Genomic DNA, 16,997 nt, shown 5'->3' on the forward strand with positions numbered 1-16,997 from the left:
TCAGTTTATAATCGTATAATACTTTATCTAGTCAAAAAAATAAACTAGTTTTTTTTATTTTTTTTGTAAATTATTTTTCCATCAATCATAGTTAGTACGGGCTTGGCTAAGTAATGAAATGGGTGATGTGTCCATAATACAAGATCGGCATCTTTTCCAACTTCAATACTTCCAATTCTTTTCTCTAAACGTAAGTTTCGAGCGGGAATGATTGTAACTCCTTCTAATGCAATTTTTTCATCTAATCCTTCCCTGACAGCGATGGCTGCACAAACATTTAAATATTGAATGGGAGTATAGGGATGATCTGTTGTAATCGAAACTTCTATCCCATGCTTTGATAAAGTATGGTAAGTATCCCATGATTTATTTTTTAGTTCAATTTTTGATCGGCGTGTTAATGTCGGACCAACAGATATTTTTAAATTTTGATTGGCAAGTTCTTTTACAATAAAATGTCCTTCTGTGCAGTGTTCAATACGTAAATCAAGATTGAATTCTTTTGCAAAGCGAAGAGAGGAAAGAATGTCATCTGCCCGATGAGCATGAATACGTACTGGAATTTCTCGGTGCAAAGCTTTTAGAATAGGGAGCATTCGAAAATCTGCTTCGTTTCCATAATGTTGTGCTTCGTAAAAAGATTCACGAAGCAATCCCATAATCCCCATACGAGTAATCGATTCTTTTGTGCCATTACTATGAACTCGTTTTGGATTTTCTCCAAATGCAATTTTTAATCCAGCAGGTTCTTGAATAATCATATGATCGATACAAGTTCCGGCAGTTTTAATCACACATGTTGTCCCGCCAATAATATTTTGACTTCCAGGCATAACGTGGGCAGTTGTAACCCCATTTTGAACCGCATCTTGAAAAGCAATATCAAAAGGATGGATACCATCTAAAGAACGAATATGTGGTGTTAATACTTCAGATGTTTCATTGGCATCATTTCCAGCCCATCCAGTCCCTTCATCGTATAAGCCGAGATGAGTATGCACATCGATAAATCCTGGTAAAAGGTGAAGGGCTCTTGCATCAATAACAGTCATATCTTGAGTGGGCTCAATATGTGGTTTTATCGCAGCGATTTGATTGTGTTTAACCAATACATCTCCTTGAAATTTGGAAGAAGTAATGGGATATACAATGGCCTGCTTAAATAGCGTTTTCATAGATACCTCATTTCCATTGGCTAATAACCTTTAAATTAGTAAATAGAACAATTTTAATGGGTTTATTTCAGAAGTACTACAGTGTATGCAATATAATATTTTGTAATGCAGGGTTTAATGTAGGAAAAGAATATTGGTATCCGTGCTGTATTGCTTTGTTAGGCAATACATGTTGTCCTTGTAGCACAAGCATACTCATTTCTCCAAGTAAAGCATGTAGTGCAAATGCTGGAACGGGAAGCCAATGTGGGCGATGCATGATAAATGAAAGTGTCTCTCCAAACTCTTTCATTGTTGTAGGATTTGGTGCTGTAATGTTAAGAGGGCCTTCTATTTCTTTGGTGTCTATTGCAAAATCAATCATGCGGATGACATCATCTAGATGAATCCAAGACAGCCACTGATTACCTGAACCGATTGTGCCACCAATAAATAATTTGTAGGGAAGCAACATTTTAGGAAGGGCACCACCCTCTTTTCCTAAAACAATTCCAAAGCGTGTATAGACGGTTCGAATTCCTAGAGAAGTTGCATGAGAGGCTGCTTCTTCCCATAGTTTTACTGTAGTTGCTAAAAAGTCACTGCCATGTTCTTTGTTCTGTTCTGTAAAAATTTTTGTTTCAGATGTACCGTAATAGCCAATTGCGCTAGCGTTAATAAAAGTATGGGTCTTATTTGGTAATGTTTGTAATTGTTTGATGAGACTATTTGTTGTATGAAGACGACTCGTTATAATGTTTTCTTTCTGCTTCTTTGTCCATCGACCGTTATTAATAGATTCTCCAGCTAGATTAACAACAACATCGATAGAGGTGAGAGGGAATTTAGGTGAGCATTTATCCCATTGGACGTAGTGAATGTTAGAGTTGAAAGGTGTCTCTTTTTTTTCTCGGGTAAGAATGTAAATGGTGTACCCTTTTAGGCTTAAAAAAGTAGCTAATGCTTTACCGATAAAACCAGTTCCCCCAGAAATTGCAATTTTCAACTGAACTTCCTCCTCATTATATATATTCATGAAAAGCAAAATTGTTCCGCAACTATGTTAAAATAGTAGCGGGGTGAAGAATATGGCTGTCATTACAAAAATAGAAGTACAAAAACGAACGAAAGAACGATTTAATATTTATATTGATAAAGGACAAGGTGAAGAATACGGATTTAGTGTGAATCAAGTAACCTTAATCAAGCACGGTTTGCAAAAGGGTTTAGAAATCGATGAAGTAGAGTTAGCAAATATTTTATACAATGAAGAAGTACAAAAAGCATATTTGCAAGCAATTTCTTATTTATCCTATCAAATGCGGACGAAACAGGAAGTAGAAGAATACTTACGAAAAAAAGAAATTGGACAAGCCATCATCTCTGAAGTTATTTCGAAATTATTACATGATCACTATATTAATGATAAAGAGTATGCCATTTCGTATGTGCGAACTCATAGTAACGTGAACCAAAAAGGACCGACAATTATTAGACGGGAACTTTTTAATAAAGGTGTCCAAGATATAATTATTACTCATAGTTTACAAGAGTATCCGAAAGAGAAGCAAATTGAAAATGCCTTTGAGCTTGTAGAAAAAAAGAAAAAGTCCTATCAAAAGCATTCTTTTTTACAAATGAAACAAAAGCTAGAAGAAATGTTAGTCCGTAAAGGATATAATCGTGATGTAATTCAAATTTGTCTAGAAGAATTAAAAGAGGAAAAGGATGATACGCAGCAACAAGCTGCATTGTTATATCATGGAAATAAGTATCATGAGAAGCATAAAAAGCATGATGGATGGACATATGAAAATAAGATGAAACAAGCATTATATCGAAAAGGATTTTCTATTGATGAGATAGAGACATTTTTACAAATGAAACGTGAAGAGGGATGAGAGAATATGATGAATATGCCAAAACGTTATAGTGATATGACAACACATGAGTTAAGAGAGGAAATTGGCATTTTAAAAGAACAGGCTGTGAAAGCAGAGCAGCTTGGTATAGTAAATGAGTTTGATGTATTAATGAGAAAAATGGCAATGGCTCGTGCTTATATGACAGATATAAACGCATTTCAGATTGGTGAAACGTATGAACTTATAGAAGAACCGGGTGTCTTCTTTACGATTACGTATTTCAATGGGGTATTTGCTTGGGGACATAAACAAAATGAGACAGAGGAAATTGGTATTCCTATTTCGCTATTACAAGAGAAATAAAAAACCAGAGAGCCTTGGCTGCTCTGGTTTTCATTTTTCGTAGTTGTTAAAGGAGATAGGCAATTAAATTTGGCGTTTTCTCATCTCATTCGCCAAAATAATGAGAGACTGGTTTTGCTGCGTCTGTCCATTTACTTGTGCTTTTGCATGTTTCGGACGTGCCCAGGTAGGGTTGAATAATTCAGAACGACGATCTAAATGATTACGGTAGCTCATCTTTATCACCTCATGTAGGAAGTTAATTGCAATAACTCTTTAGAACGGACTATTATTTTTACTCTTCCTGATGATTTGCGGCACGCATACGTTCCTGTGGGTGCGTGTTAATTGTGCCGTTAGGTCTTTTCGAAGCAAAACGAGCTTTTGCTTTCGTTGGACCATCGATTTTGCTGTTGTTTTTTGATTCAGACCAAAATTCGGCTTGTCTACCCAAGAAGAACGCCCCCTCATTATTAAATGATACTTACTAAGAAGTATCATTAATAGAATGTGCAAAATAGAGAAAATTATGCTTGAACATAAAATGAAACTTCTGTTGGCGATGGAAGAAGTTCATGAATGCGTGTATCCTTTTGTTCATTTATAATTTTGATGTGGTAATGAGGTTTGGAAATAAAGTACGAAATTAATAAAAGGAGAAATAAATAATGAATGATAAGTATGAAGTACTAACAAAAGAATTACTTGAAAAAAATAGCTTTCTGTCTTATTCTCAGGCTCGTGCATGGATTGAGTTATTATGGGAGGACTTCCAAGTAACGTATGCAAAGTCTGGTCGTTATCAAGGTGAAGAAATGACGGAACAAATTGTAAGAACATGGATTAATAACCATGGTGAACGTCTCCATGAAATCCGCACGAATAATCCGAAATATAGTCATTTAATTAATCAAGATGATCATTTAAAGCATTAAAAAAAGCGACCGAAGTTGGTCGCTTTTTTTAATGCGGAATCAATTCCAATTTTTTACGAAGCTTTTCTTCACTAAAAATCCATCCAGTATAGGAACTAATAATATTTAAATTTTGATCCAGTTGGACAATTGCAACGAATGGGTAATAGTCTTTACTACGGTACCGTAAATCGATAAAACGCACTTCATAATAGTTGTCGTAATCAAAAATATCCCAGCGGTATACGGGTGAAAAAGATAAAAAAGCAGAAATGTTTTCATCTTTTTGTGCAGCTCGCATAATTTTATTATCTGGAAGTGGAATACGATCAAATTTATCATGCACCATAATATGGCCGCGGTGCCAACGCGTAACATAATAGTGTTTTTTTGTTACAATAGCCAAATGATAGTGATAAAAGCGATAAGAAGGAGAAATAATGACTTCCTCTACATCTTCAAATCGTTTGTAAACTACACTTTTTACATTTTGTCTCATTACAATTCGACCGACATAGTAGACAAACATTAATATATATGCAGCTAAAGCAGTATATCCTTTATGGGAGCCAACAACCATACAAGCGATAGCGAGTATATGGATAAAGAAAATAACAGCATCAAATGTATTAATTACACCTAATGCAACCCACCTTTTTGTAAAAGGCCTCAACGCTTGTGTACCATAGGCGTTAAAAATATCAACAAACACGTGAAGAAAGACGGCGATAAATGACCAAAGTAGTAGATGAAAATAGGGAGCTTCTGTAAAGAAGGCAAAGGAAATTCCGCTTATAAGGAAAGACCAGAGAATAACAGCAGGAATGGAATGAGTAACCCCGCGATGGTTTCGTATATATTTTGCATTATTACGTAATTTTAAGACGGTATCAATATCAGGAATATTGGAGCCAGCGATTGTTGCAAGCATAACAGCTTGTGGTCCGAAATCACTCTGGCTAATGGCTGGATCTAACGTTGCTAAACCACCTAATGTGACGCCCATAACAAGGTGAGTGGCCGTGTCCATGAAAATACACCTCCGTTTTTTATTAATGTAACTCTTTTTATTCGATATCTCAAGGCATTTGCCTTCTATTTCCTATATCATCTTACTTAAATTTTTTCCTAAAATCTTTATAATAGTACGTATATGCAAAAAATGAGGGGGATCAAGTTTGGCACTTGAAATATTAGATGATTTTAACATAGAGAAGTTTCAACATGATTTAATTAGTTGGTTTGAAAAAGAACAGCGTGATTTACCGTGGCGTAAAAATAAAGATCCGTATCGCGTTTGGGTTTCTGAAATTATGTTGCAGCAAACAAGAGTGGAAGCTGTAAAACCATATTACGCAAATTTTATGGGAAAGTTCCCAACGTTAGAAGTGTTGGCATCGGCAGATGATGAAGAGGTATTAAAAGCATGGGAAGGCCTCGGTTATTATTCTAGAGCGCGGAATTTACATGCAGCGGTGAAGGAAGTAAAAGAAGTATATGGTGGGAAAGTACCAAGTGATGTGAAAAAAATTGAAAAATTAAAAGGTGTTGGTCCATACACAAAAGGTGCAATTTTAAGTATTGCATACGGTATACCAGAGCCAGCTGTAGATGGAAATGTAATGCGTGTTTTATCCCGTATATTATCGGTTTGGGATGATATTGCGAAACCTAAGACGCGAAAAGTATTTGAAGAGATTGTACGTGAAATCATTTCAAAGGAAAATCCATCTTATTTTAATCAAGGCTTAATGGAGCTAGGTGCGCTCATTTGTATTCCGAAAAATCCAGCTTGTTTACTTTGTCCAGTTCGGGAACACTGTCGTGGTTATGCAGAAGGTGTACAGAAAGAGTTACCAGTCAAAAGTAAGGCGAAAGCTCCTAAAATGGTGCCGCTTGTTGCGGGTGTTCTGCAAACAGAAGATGGAAATTATGTAATTAACAAAAGACCGAGTACAGGGTTACTTGCGAATATGTGGGAATTCCCAAATGTTGAAATTAGTGAAGGGATTCGAAATCAGAAACAACAGCTTATTGATTATATGAAAGAAAACTTTTCCATTTCTATTTCCATCGATGAGTATGCAATGAATGTGCAACATACTTTTACTCATCGGACATGGGATGTATTTGTATTTTATGGGAAGGTAACAAGTGCTATTAAAGAAACAGATACATTAAAAGTTGTATCTAAAGAAGAATTTGAAAAATTACCTTTTTCTAAATCGCATCGTATGATTTATGAAGAATGTGTTAAAAAACTTCAGCCTTAATGGTTGAAGTTTTTTCGACATAAACATAATAATTACTTACAAATATTTCATATTCCCTTAACAAATGACAAATACAATGAAAGTTGTAATGAAAAATTTAAAGGGGGATAGGAAATGCTTAAAAAAGTAATCAGTTCAGCAGTTGTAGCGACTTTCTTACTTCAAACGTTGACTGGGCCAGGCCATGTCACTTTTGCTGAGGAGAAGGAACAAAATCAGCACACTTTCATTTCAGAAGTGCATTATACGGATGATCTGAGCTATATCGAATTGTATAACCCATCAGCGAAAGTTATGGATATGAAGAATGTTCAACTGAAGGTCAATGGAAAAGTGCTAAAACTTAAAGATGAAAATGAAAAGCAATCTGTACAACCAAAAGAAACGAAGTTAATCGTATTTGGAAATAAAACAGTTAATGAGATTAATGAGCGCTATAAGACGGAAATAAAAGAAAAACAAGTTTTATTTGCTACTGAGGATTTAAGTGATAAACAAATTAGGATTGAAGTAACGACTGAAAAAAATGAAACGGTAGATGTCATTGAAACAAGAAAAGAGAATAAAGATGTATCCATTCATTCTTTTTGGAATGAAACAAAGAAAGAAATGAAAAATGAAATACCATCACCTGGGACTTACACTGTATTCCAATCGCATAAAAAAGAAAATCCACCTACAGAACCCACACAAAAAGAGGCAGTCCAGCCAGACTCCAAAAAACTAGAGCCTGCACAACCAAACTCCAAAGAAACGATAGAAAAGCAGCCTGCACAAAAAGATAATAATCAAAAAGAAAAGTCATTACAAGAAACAGCGCATGTACCTAAAATGAAAATTAATGCACATGAAGATTTACCGATTGAACTTCAGTTAGCAAGTGTATACGATAAGGCAAAAGTAAACCTTGTATATCGTAGTGCGTCCGGTTTGTTAGTGAAAAAACTGGAAATGAACAAAGGTGAGAATAATTTGTATTCTACTGTTGTTCCAAAGCTAGATGTTTGGTCTGATACGTTTACATATTGGTTTGAAATTGAACAGGATGGAAAGATTATTACCTTTCCAGAAAAAGAACAATATGTAAGTACGGTTGAACGTCATGTAGAGGATTATACAAAGAATAGGGCAGTTATGATTACTGAACTAATGCCAGATACGATAAATGTGAACGGGAAAGATGGATATGAGTTTATAGAAATATACAATAATTCTAGTGAAGCAATACAGTTGAAAGATTATAAACTTATTTATAAGTATTCAGAAACTGGAAGTGAAGATTGGAATTTTACAGAAAATGCAACAATTCCATCAAAAGGAACGAAAGTGTTTTGGATTAAAAATGAAGGAAACGCAGCATTATCAAAACAAGACTTTATTCAAGCATACGGCGGGAATATAACCGAAGAACAAGTTCTTCCACTTAAAGTGGATGGAATGTCTAATAGCGCTGGGAGAACCATTCAATTTGCTGATCAGTACGGAACAGTTTTATCATCTGCAACATATGGGAAAGAGGATGTAAAAGTTGGTCAGAGTATGGCATATGCATACAAAACTGAAAGTACTGAAATGCAAAAAGTAGGTTGGTTTGAAAAAGGAACACCTGGTGTGCAAATACCATTTCAAGTACCGCTAGAGCTAGTAAAACAATCAGATCAAGTAGGCGTTGCGATTGAGCATACGGCATTACCTGCTCATATAGTAACAGAAGATTTAACTATCACTGCAACGATTAAGGGCGGAGAGAATGTAGCAGTTTTGTATACCCAAGATGGCAAGTTAGCACACAAAAAATTGCAGATGAATAAAGAAGGAAATAGCGATGTTTATAAGGTGACAGTTCCTCCAAAAGAGCTATGGGGAAATTCATTATTCTATAAAATTGTCGTGCAAGGGAATCAAGAAACAATTGAAAAATCTTATGAAACAAAAATAGAGCATAAAAAAATAGAACCACAAAGCGTACCGCCGTTGTTGATTACCGAAGTGACGCCGGACACGACGAATGTTGGGAAAGCAGATGGATATGAATTTATTGAAGTGTATAACAATAGCACACAAGATCTTAATTTTAAGGATTATACAATTCGATATCGTTATCCATCTGAAGGACCAGAAGGTGATCTCATTTGGGGATCTACTCCAGATGATGTTGTAATTCCATCAGGGCAGTCTCTCGTATTTTGGATTATAAATGGTGAAAACAATGAGAAAACCGTTGCTGACTTTAATAAACAATTTGGTGTGAACTTAGTAGAAAATAAAAATATTGTTAGAATATATTCAAATGGAATGGCGAATGGAAGTGCACGTGGTATTGTCGTTGCAACAAAGACGGGGACAGAAATTGCAGCTGCTTACTACAATGATCAAGCAAACCAAGCTGATGTAAAAGCTAATAAGGGAATTTTATATCGCTATCCTCAAGATGGCTCGCAAATTATGCAAAAGATTAGTAGTGCAGAACATAATGCATCTCCTGGAACTATATTCGAAGGACAAGTACCAGCTGAACGAGTTGCTTTGAAAGAGGATACGATTGCGCCGACGATTTCACATAAGGCAGCAGAAGGACTAGTTTCTGAATTTCAAGATCATAAATTGAGTTTTGCTGTTCTTGATAACGAACGAGTTAAGAGTGTAAAATTATATTACAAAACGAATCCGAATGCAGAATATAAAGCTGAAAATTTAGTAGAGGATCGTGTAGATAAAAAATATCATTATACCATTTATTCACCTGAATTAATTGGAAAAGAGAAAGTGACATATTACTTGGAAGCTTCTGATGGCTTCAATATAGTAAAAAGTGATATGTATTCAGTGCAAATAGCTGGGGAGAAAGATAAAGGCCCTCTTCGTCTTAATGTAAAAGATGATGAAGTGGTTGCAAATCAAGTTTTATTAAAAGGAACCTCTTCGTCGGTTGGGGCTGAACGACTTGCTCTTTTAGTGGACGGAAAGAAAGTTGAGACGAACACATATCGTTCGTTAGAGAAGCCTGCTTATTTTGCTTTCGATGTGAAGCAAACTGACTTGTATTTTAAAAACGCAGTCACAATTGGGAATGAAGTATTACGTATATTTGATGATACGTATAGTGATTATGTCACATTAACTGTAAAAATTGATCAATCAAAAATTAAATATAATGAGCCGTTCAAAATTGATATTCGATCTGGCACAAAGACGTCACCATTTGACAATCGAGTTGAAGAGAATAAAGATGATTTTTATTTAAAAAATGTTCGACTTGTATTAGCGGATGGAACGACTTTATATGATCCGAATTTTGCAAATCCAAATCAGGAGTTATCAATTGGTGATGGAGATACATCAACACCAGTATTTACGTTTGGATTCCAAGTTCCAGAAGAAAAGTTTATTTCCAATGCATATTTATGGGATACAAAACAAGTGAAGGATGGAAAGCATCGAATTGCAGTGCAAGATGGTGTGAATAAAGAAGTCGTTGCAAATGTAAAAGTTGATAATACACCACCAAAGATTTCAACTACGGTACAGAACGAGAAAAAATATAAAGGGAAAATTCCAATTGATGTAACAGTTACAGATGATATAGCAGGAGTGAAAAGTAAAAAAGTTATATTGGATGGTAAGGAAATTGTAACTCCATATGAAACATCATCTGCACAATTAGCAGCAGGAAAGCATGAGTTACATGTAGAGGCTGAGGATCAGGTAGGAAATCGTGAAGAAAAGACAATTATGTTTGAAACTTGGGCAGAAAATCCAACAGACCCTACTCCAATTGCACCTAAAGATGGAGAAAAAAATGTGAGCACGAATCCGACACTTGAAGCAAAAGTAACTGATCCAACAAATGACGCAATGAAGGCAATATTTTATAAAGGGTATACGTATAAGCCGAATGAAACGGATCGTATGAAAATTACCGAAAATTCGATAGAACAAGAACCACCACAAGCTTTTGCTGTGAATGGTGAGAAAAGTTTTGATCAAGATCAGCTAAGTAAAGTTAGTAAAAAAGATGGGAAATATTATACAACGGAATCAACAGAGAAATTTCCATATCATCGTTTTGATGTAACGGTTGCTGATGATGTGAAAAACGATGATACGGTAGAAGTAAAATGGTATGGACATTCTCTAGAAGGAAGAAAAGTTACGATGTATGCTTGGAACTACATGACAAATAAGTGGACAGAACTTACATCGAAAATTGCTGGGGATAAGGACTTTGAATTAAAAGGTGCTGTATTAGCGAAAGAATATGTAAAAGATCAAAAAGTAAGTGTAATTGTACAAGACCAAATTCCAAGTTCACCAAATAAGTTTGATTACACATTTGTATGGATGTCGGATACACAGTATTACTCTGAAAGTTATCCCTATATTTACAAAAGTCAGGTTGACTGGATTGCTGCACAAAAAGATCCATTAAATATTAAATATGTATTCCATACAGGGGATCTTGTTGATAAATCATATCAAGAATTTCAATGGCAGCGCGCAGATGAATACATGAAAGTACTTGAGAATGCGAAAGTACCGTATGGTGTGTTGGCCGGGAATCATGATGTAAATCATAAAGATGAAGACTATACAGCATACTCGAAATATTTTGGGGATTGGCGTTTTAAAGATAAGCCATTTTATGGCGAAAGTTATAAGGATAACCGCGGACATTATGATTTGATTTCAGTAAAAGGCAACGATTTTATTATGCTGTATATGGGATGGGGCGTTACAGATGAAGATATTCAATGGATGAAGGAAGTATTGCAGAAATATCCGAATCGAAAAGCGATTTTATCATTCCATGAATATTTACTTGTATCAGGCAATCGTAGTCCGATTGGTGACAAAATTTTTAATGAAGTAGTTAAACCGAATAAGAATGTGTTAGCTGTGTTGAGTGGGCATTATCATGACAGTGAGACATTAGTTGATGAAATTGATGATAATGGGGACGGCATCGTAGATCGTAAAGTATATCAAATGCTGGCGGATTATCAAGGTGGTCCAGAGGGTGGACAAGGATATATGCGACTTTTACAATTTGATACAACTGCGAACAAAATGTATGTCAAAACGTATTCTCCATATTTAAATGAATATAATTTTTATAAACCAGAAGAGTATCCAGGAAAAGATGAATTTGAATTAGACATTGATTTAAAACCTGCGATAAAACAAGTCGCAACAGACTATGTAGAAGTAAACGTGTACACGAATGAAGTAATCGGTAAAGATAATTTTGTGGCGAATTGGCGCAACGCAAAGGTAAAATGGGAGAATTTAAAGGAAAATACGACGTATCAATGGTATATAAAAGTCGAAGACCGATATGGTGGTCAAGTGACTTCACCAGTTTGGTCCTTTACAACAGGTAAAAAAGGTTGGAGATGGAGCGTGTTCCCAAATTAGGGAACACGTTTTTAGTCATAAGAAACTTTTGTACTGTGCGTCCAATCCGCGTCGCTTCTTTGAAGACCACCTCGAGATTCGATCTCTTTTATAATTTCTTTGTAAATCGTTTGGCCTTCTACGTTTAAATAAGGCATGATTTGTTGCAAGGAATGGTGAAAATAAGCTAATTCATCTTGTTTCCATTCTTCTTTCGAAATCATAGATAGTTCTGTCATATCGCGTCCAATGTACATGTGTACACCTCCATCATATGTAGTTTGAATGAGCCTAGGGAGATGTATGCGTAAATTAAAAAATAAAATTGCGGATATCTTTTGAAAGGGTTGGTTACATTATTGATTGTGGAGGTGAGAAAGATGAGTAAAAAACAACAAGGTTATAACAAAGCAACTTCTGGTGCTAGCATTCAAAGTACAAATGCTAGCTATGGTACAGAGTTTGCAACTGAGACAAATGTACAAGCAGTAAAACAACAAAATGCACAATCAGAAGCGAAAAAAGCACAGGCTTCTAGCGCTGGTGTTCAAAGTGCAAATGCTAGCTACGGCACAGAGTTTGCAACTGACACAGATGTGCAAGCAGTGAAACAACAAAATGCACAATCAGCAGCAAAAAAATCACAATCTTCTAGCACGAATCAATAACAAAGAAAAACACTTCTCGATTCAAGAGAAGTGTTTTCTTTGTTTGGTAATGTGATTATGTCAGGGGGGAAATTACTAGTGATAGTTTAAGGTCGATTGCTTTAAGAATTTTGTTGAGGGAGCCGACATAACTTCTAATAAGTCAACAAATGTAGTCAAAGGAGAAGGAGATAGGACATTAGAAAATATTTAGTAGCGATGTATCCTGTATGAATAGATGTTGGAATTTATTAAAAACAGGGGGTAAATAATGAATTCATTTGATAAGTTGGTAGGAGAACAATTGCAAACAATGGATGAGTTGTTGAAATTACAAGCGCATTTAGAGAAGTACCAACAGATCGAAACAAGTGAACAAGAAAAAGACGATAAAAAAGAGTTGCATTTTATTCGTCAAGAAATACACAAAACGGAACAAGCATTGAAGCTTTTGCATGAAAAATTTGAGCAACAAACAAATGAAGTGATTCACTCTTTTGAAACTGAAAAAATAATTTCTAACTAAAGAAGTGATGTATCCGGATGCTTTAGTTGGAAAAGCCCTTTCTTAATTTATGAAAAAGGGCTTTTTGTCGCATCAGGATTTGTCAATGGAGAGTAATAGTGTTTTACGAAAGCTGGATTGTGTCGGTTTAGTTTTAAAATTTTGACAAAAAAGTTATAATAGAAAAAAAGTGAATTCGGCTCAATACGTTTTTAAAAGGAACGATACTAGTTGGGACAACTTTAGAAGAGCATTCACAGTGAAAGAAGGGAGAACGTATGGGATTTCCCAAAGAAGGAGAAAAAATACAAATACATAGTTATAAACATAATGGTTTCATTCATAGAATGTGGGAAGAAACTACAATTTTAAAAGGGACACAAAGTCTTGTAATTGGTGCAAATGATCGGACTGTAGTAACCGAATCAGATGGTCGAACATGGATTACGCGTGAGCCTGCAATTTGTTATTTTCATTCAAATTATTGGTTTAATGTAATCGGTATGTTAAGAGAAGAGGGAGTGTATTATTATTGTAATTTAAGCTCTCCATTTGCATATGACTTTGAAGCATTAAAGTATATTGATTATGATTTGGATATTAAGGTATATCCAGATATGACATATACACTTTTAGATGAAGATGAGTATGAAAAGCATAGTCAGATGATGAATTATCCTCCAGTAATTGATACGATTCTAAAAAGAAATGTAGAGTATTTAACGCAGTGGATTCATCAAAGAAAAGGACCATTCGCGCCAGATTTTGTAGATATGTGGTATGAACGATATTTAATGTATAGAGATTAGAACAAACCTGCAGGGGTTTTCCCGGCAGGTTTGTCCTATTAAGGGGGGGATCATATGAGAGGAATAAATCGATACTTACAATTTGTAAAACCATATCGATGGCTTATTACAATTACAATTATTATTGGACTCATTAAGTTTGGTATTCCGCTTATTATGCCGTGGTTATTAAAGTATATTATTGATGATGTCATTCAAGGTGGTGGATCACTTCAGGAAAAAACATCACAATTGATAACAGCAATCGGGATTGCCTTTTTTATTTTTGGTGTACTGAGACCACCTGTTGAATATTATCGTCAATATTTTGCACAGCGTATTGGTAATACAGTACTTTACGACTTACGAAAACATATTTTTGGTCATCTGCAAAAGTTAAGTTTACGCTACTATTCAAATACAAAAACAGGTGAAATTATTTCGCGTGTAATCCATGATGTAGAGCAGACGAAGGATTTTGTTATTACAGGACTTATGAATGTCTGGCTTGATACAGCTACAATTTTCATTGCAATTGTAGTTATGTTTTCTATGAATATAAAATTAACGCTTGTTGCATTGTTAATTTTGCCGATTTATGCAGTTGCAGTGAAATATTTTTTCGGGCGTCTTCGTAAATTAACGAGAGAGCGTTCACAAGCATTGGCAACGATGCAAGGTTATTTACATGAGCGTATCCAAGGGATGCAAGTGACGCGTAGTTTTGCATTAGAACAGTATGAAAAAGGGCAGTTTGAAAAGAAAAATAATGATTTTTTAACAAAAGCATTAACACATACAAGCTGGACAGCACGGACATTTTCTACAGTGAATACGTTAACGGATTTAGGACCGTTACTTGTTATTGCGTTTGCGGCATATGAAGTGATTCAAGGCTCTTTAACACTTGGAACGATGGTTGCTTTTGTTGGCTATATGGATAGTTTATATAGTCCATTACGCCGCCTTGTTAACTCTTCTACAACACTCACACAATCATTTGCATCAATGGATCGAGTGTTTGAACTGTTAGATGAAAAGTATGATATTGTAAATACTCCAAATGCAATTGAAGCAAAAAAGCTTTCTGGTGAAATTGTATTTGATCAAGTTTCCTTTCGGTATAATACTGATGAAAAAGATGTACTACATGACCTTTCTTTCTCAATTCGTTCTGGAGAAAAAATTGCCCTCGTTGGAGCGAGTGGAGGTGGAAAGTCATCCTTAGCTAGTTTAATTCCAAGATTTTATGATGTTTCTAGCGGTGCGATTTATGTAGATGGTGTGAATGTGAGAGAGTATAATGTAAGAAATTTACGTAGTCATATCGGTATTGTCTTGCAAGATAATCTGTTATTTAGTGATACGATTCAATCTAATATTTTATATGGAAACCCGAAAGCAACGAAAGAGGAAGTTATTGCGGCTGCAAAAGCAGCGCAGATTCATAATTTTATTATGAATCTACCAGATGGATACGATACAGTTGTGGGAGAAAGAGGCGTAAAGTTGTCTGGTGGACAAAGACAGCGTGTAGCGATTGCACGTGTCTTCTTGAAAAATCCTTCTTTACTTATATTAGACGAAGCAACATCGGCTTTAGACTTAGAGAACGAAAGACATATTCAAGAGGCTCTTCAAACATTAGCTGCGGACCGTACAACAATAATCATTGCTCACAGATTGGCAACTATTACACATGTGGATACGATCATATATATCGAAGATGGTGAAATAAAAGAAAAGGGTTCTCATGAACAATTAATGCAAAAACGAGGATTTTATTATGATTTATATCAAATTCAACATATAGAAGAAACAGCCCCTTTGGCGTAAAGGGGCTGTTTTTTCATTCATCTTCTTTTTTTTCATCAATTTGTAGTTCGTCTTCGGGTTTGTGATACGTATAAAAACTATCTACAAGTAAATCTAAATGTTCAACTTCTTCACTGTAATTAATAATTGAAGAAATAAGAGGGAAGAGATGTAACCATATTTTATATGATTCTTCATTATCTTTATTTTGATAGTCCATAAATATATCGATTAATTCCTGCTTACCAGTTTCTACTTCATCAAGCATCTCAACAGACTGTTGTTTTTTCGCTTTGCCAATAAATTTTAACAAAACTTGTTCATGATAGTGTGTTAATGAATCTAATTCATTTTGAATGGATTCTTGAAATGGTTCAGGCATATATCGTAATTCGTTTTCAGTGCGATGTAATGCTTTTAATGTACTTAATGCACGACTCGTTGTAGCTAACATTTGTCTAAATAAGACGAGCTTACGAATTTTTGCAAATTGTACTTTTTTCGTATAGCTTCTTTCTTCTTTGTAAAGTAAGTAGTAATGATTTAATTTAATCATTTTTTCTTTCATACGATCAATATCTGTTTTTAGTGTTGTAAAATCAGAAGCTTGCCTGCTGTTCATACGAATCCATTTTACAATTTCTTCGGTGTTATCAACGATACGATGATATAGTTTTGTTTCGTATTTTGGCGGCATAAACATTAAATTTACAAGTGAAGCCGCGACAATACCGACCATAATGGTTGCAAAGCGAAGCAGAGCGAAGTCAAAGAAGTTTGCTCCTTGATATTCCATAATCGCAATAACCGTCACTAAAGTAATTGATATTGTATTTTCTAAACGTAATTGTAGTGTAAGAGCAATAACTAATATACAAGTTAATCCAATAATAAAAGGATTGTGTCCAAAAGCAAATGCAAATCCGATAGCGAATACTGCACCAATTACGTTTGCTTGGATTTGTTCGAGTGCTGTCAAATACGAGCGATATACAGATGGCTGTACAGCAAAAATTGCTGAAATCCCCGCAAATACTGGACTCGGTAATTGGAGCAGAGTACAAGCAAATAAAGCTAATGTAATGGCAATACCCGTTTTTAAAATGCGAGCACCAAGTTTCATACCCTTTTTAATATCCTTTCTCTCTTGTCATAATGAATGTACAACATGATACTATACATTCATTACAATATGTTAGCAAGTGATATTTTAGTGATGTTCAAAAAGTCCGGTAAAGATAGCTGTCGCATTTCTTCGTTACGTCGCCAGTCCGGTACTCATGTAGTATAAGCTACACTC

The 16,997-nt window shown here is 35.1% G+C and carries 16 protein-coding genes; 9 read left to right on the top strand and 7 right to left on the bottom strand.

The window, feature by feature from the left end; genetic code table 11:
- Positions 1-44: 44 nt before the first annotated feature.
- The gene (locus C564_RS0124925; RefSeq protein WP_003194894.1) at positions 45-1,175 is read right to left on the bottom strand and encodes an amidohydrolase; all 1,131 of its coding nucleotides are present in this window, start codon (positions 1,173-1,175) and stop codon (positions 45-47) included.
- Positions 1,176-1,251: 76 nt separating this feature from the next.
- Entirely contained in the window at positions 1,252-2,190 is a 939-nt protein-coding gene (locus C564_RS0124930) for a TIGR01777 family oxidoreductase (protein WP_196811505.1), read from the bottom strand.
- A 52-nt stretch (positions 2,191-2,242) separates the two neighbouring features.
- On the opposite strand from C564_RS0124930, the gene recX reads away from it, so the two are divergent.
- Both recX and C564_RS0124940 read left to right on the top strand, forming a co-directional pair.
- On the top strand, positions 2,243-3,055 hold the full coding sequence (gene recX / locus C564_RS0124935; RefSeq protein WP_018767246.1) for a recombination regulator RecX: 813 nt from the start codon (positions 2,243-2,245) through the stop codon (positions 3,053-3,055).
- A gap of 9 nt (positions 3,056-3,064) precedes the next feature.
- Positions 3,065-3,382 (top strand): YfhH family protein, encoded by a 318-nt coding sequence (locus tag C564_RS0124940; RefSeq protein ID WP_026008704.1) that lies wholly within the window; start codon positions 3,065-3,067, stop codon positions 3,380-3,382.
- A gap of 63 nt (positions 3,383-3,445) precedes the next feature.
- Here C564_RS0124940 and C564_RS35390 read toward each other — a convergent pair whose 3' ends face one another.
- Both C564_RS35390 and C564_RS0124950 read right to left on the bottom strand, forming a co-directional pair.
- On the bottom strand, positions 3,446-3,598 hold the full coding sequence (locus tag C564_RS35390; RefSeq protein WP_003194901.1) for a YpzG family protein: 153 nt from the start codon (positions 3,596-3,598) through the stop codon (positions 3,446-3,448).
- A gap of 58 nt (positions 3,599-3,656) precedes the next feature.
- On the bottom strand, positions 3,657-3,815 hold the full coding sequence (locus tag C564_RS0124950; protein WP_018767248.1) for a small, acid-soluble spore protein K: 159 nt from the start codon (positions 3,813-3,815) through the stop codon (positions 3,657-3,659).
- Positions 3,816-4,029: 214 nt separating this feature from the next.
- On the opposite strand from C564_RS0124950, the gene C564_RS0124955 reads away from it, so the two are divergent.
- Complete coding sequence (locus C564_RS0124955) at positions 4,030-4,296, top strand: YfhJ family protein (RefSeq protein WP_003194903.1); 267 nt, start codon at positions 4,030-4,032, stop codon at positions 4,294-4,296.
- A 28-nt stretch (positions 4,297-4,324) separates the two neighbouring features.
- Here C564_RS0124955 and C564_RS0124960 read toward each other — a convergent pair whose 3' ends face one another.
- Positions 4,325-5,305 (bottom strand): metal-dependent hydrolase, encoded by a 981-nt coding sequence (locus tag C564_RS0124960; RefSeq protein WP_018767249.1) that lies wholly within the window; start codon positions 5,303-5,305, stop codon positions 4,325-4,327.
- A 148-nt stretch (positions 5,306-5,453) separates the two neighbouring features.
- On the opposite strand from C564_RS0124960, the gene mutY reads away from it, so the two are divergent.
- Together mutY and C564_RS0124970 are read left to right on the top strand one after the other, a co-directional pair.
- Entirely contained in the window at positions 5,454-6,548 is a 1,095-nt protein-coding gene (gene mutY / locus C564_RS0124965; protein ID WP_018767250.1) for an A/G-specific adenine glycosylase, read from the top strand.
- Between the two features lie 114 nt (positions 6,549-6,662).
- Positions 6,663-11,963, top strand: a complete 5,301-nt coding sequence (locus C564_RS0124970) for a lamin tail domain-containing protein (RefSeq protein WP_018767251.1) — start codon at positions 6,663-6,665, stop codon at positions 11,961-11,963.
- A gap of 11 nt (positions 11,964-11,974) precedes the next feature.
- On the opposite strand, the gene C564_RS0124975 is transcribed toward C564_RS0124970, so the two are convergent.
- Positions 11,975-12,199, bottom strand: coding sequence for a hypothetical protein (locus tag C564_RS0124975; protein ID WP_018767252.1), 225 nt, complete (start codon positions 12,197-12,199; stop codon positions 11,975-11,977).
- 123 nt (positions 12,200-12,322) lie between these two features.
- Between C564_RS0124975 and C564_RS0124980 the strand changes: the two genes are divergently transcribed.
- From C564_RS0124980 to C564_RS0124995, 4 genes are all read left to right on the top strand, one after another.
- On the top strand, positions 12,323-12,610 hold the full coding sequence (locus C564_RS0124980) for a gamma-type small acid-soluble spore protein (RefSeq protein ID WP_018767253.1): 288 nt from the start codon (positions 12,323-12,325) through the stop codon (positions 12,608-12,610).
- Positions 12,611-12,860: 250 nt separating this feature from the next.
- Positions 12,861-13,115, top strand: coding sequence for a YgaB family protein (locus tag C564_RS0124985; protein WP_003194914.1), 255 nt, complete (start codon positions 12,861-12,863; stop codon positions 13,113-13,115).
- A 257-nt stretch (positions 13,116-13,372) separates the two neighbouring features.
- Positions 13,373-13,903: a nucleoside tri-diphosphate phosphatase gene (ntdP, locus tag C564_RS0124990; RefSeq protein WP_003194916.1), complete on the top strand. Its 531-nt coding sequence runs from the start codon at positions 13,373-13,375 to the stop codon at positions 13,901-13,903.
- A 54-nt stretch (positions 13,904-13,957) separates the two neighbouring features.
- Positions 13,958-15,718 carry an ABC transporter ATP-binding protein gene (locus C564_RS0124995; protein ID WP_003194918.1) on the top strand — a complete coding sequence of 587 codons (1,761 nt, stop codon included), beginning with the start codon at positions 13,958-13,960 and terminating at the stop codon, positions 15,716-15,718.
- Between the two features lie 13 nt (positions 15,719-15,731).
- On the opposite strand, the gene C564_RS0125000 is transcribed toward C564_RS0124995, so the two are convergent.
- Complete coding sequence (locus C564_RS0125000; RefSeq protein WP_018767254.1) at positions 15,732-16,820, bottom strand: FUSC family protein; 1,089 nt, start codon at positions 16,818-16,820, stop codon at positions 15,732-15,734.
- Between the last annotated feature and the right edge of the window lie 177 nt (positions 16,821-16,997).

It is taken from the genome of Bacillus sp. 105MF (assembly GCF_000374885.1).
Classification (GTDB): Bacteria; Bacillota; Bacilli; order Bacillales; family Bacillaceae_G; genus Bacillus_A; species Bacillus_A pseudomycoides.

Bases quoted from the DNA above. Each gene is read 5' to 3' on its own strand.
- ntdP (WP_003194916.1), top strand. From the start codon at position 13,373: ATGGGATTTCCCAAAGAAGGAGAAAAAATACAAATACATAGTTATAAA.
- recX (WP_018767246.1), top strand. From the start codon at position 2,243: ATGGCTGTCATTACAAAAATAGAAGTACAAAAACGAACGAAAGAACGA.
- C564_RS0124955 (WP_003194903.1), top strand. From the start codon at position 4,030: ATGAATGATAAGTATGAAGTACTAACAAAAGAATTACTTGAAAAAAAT.
- C564_RS0124995 (WP_003194918.1), top strand. From the start codon at position 13,958: ATGAGAGGAATAAATCGATACTTACAATTTGTAAAACCATATCGATGG.
- C564_RS35390 (WP_003194901.1), bottom strand. From the start codon at position 3,598: ATGAGCTACCGTAATCATTTAGATCGTCGTTCTGAATTATTCAACCCT.
- C564_RS0124925 (WP_003194894.1), bottom strand. From the start codon at position 1,175: ATGAAAACGCTATTTAAGCAGGCCATTGTATATCCCATTACTTCTTCC.
- C564_RS0124940 (WP_026008704.1), top strand. From the start codon at position 3,065: ATGAATATGCCAAAACGTTATAGTGATATGACAACACATGAGTTAAGA.
- C564_RS0124960 (WP_018767249.1), bottom strand. From the start codon at position 5,305: ATGGACACGGCCACTCACCTTGTTATGGGCGTCACATTAGGTGGTTTA.
- C564_RS0124980 (WP_018767253.1), top strand. From the start codon at position 12,323: ATGAGTAAAAAACAACAAGGTTATAACAAAGCAACTTCTGGTGCTAGC.
- C564_RS0124975 (WP_018767252.1), bottom strand. From the start codon at position 12,199: ATGTACATTGGACGCGATATGACAGAACTATCTATGATTTCGAAAGAA.
- C564_RS0124930 (WP_196811505.1), bottom strand. From the start codon at position 2,190: ATGAATATATATAATGAGGAGGAAGTTCAGTTGAAAATTGCAATTTCT.
- C564_RS0124970 (WP_018767251.1), top strand. From the start codon at position 6,663: ATGCTTAAAAAAGTAATCAGTTCAGCAGTTGTAGCGACTTTCTTACTT.
- C564_RS0125000 (WP_018767254.1), bottom strand. From the start codon at position 16,820: ATGAAACTTGGTGCTCGCATTTTAAAAACGGGTATTGCCATTACATTA.
- C564_RS0124985 (WP_003194914.1), top strand. From the start codon at position 12,861: ATGAATTCATTTGATAAGTTGGTAGGAGAACAATTGCAAACAATGGAT.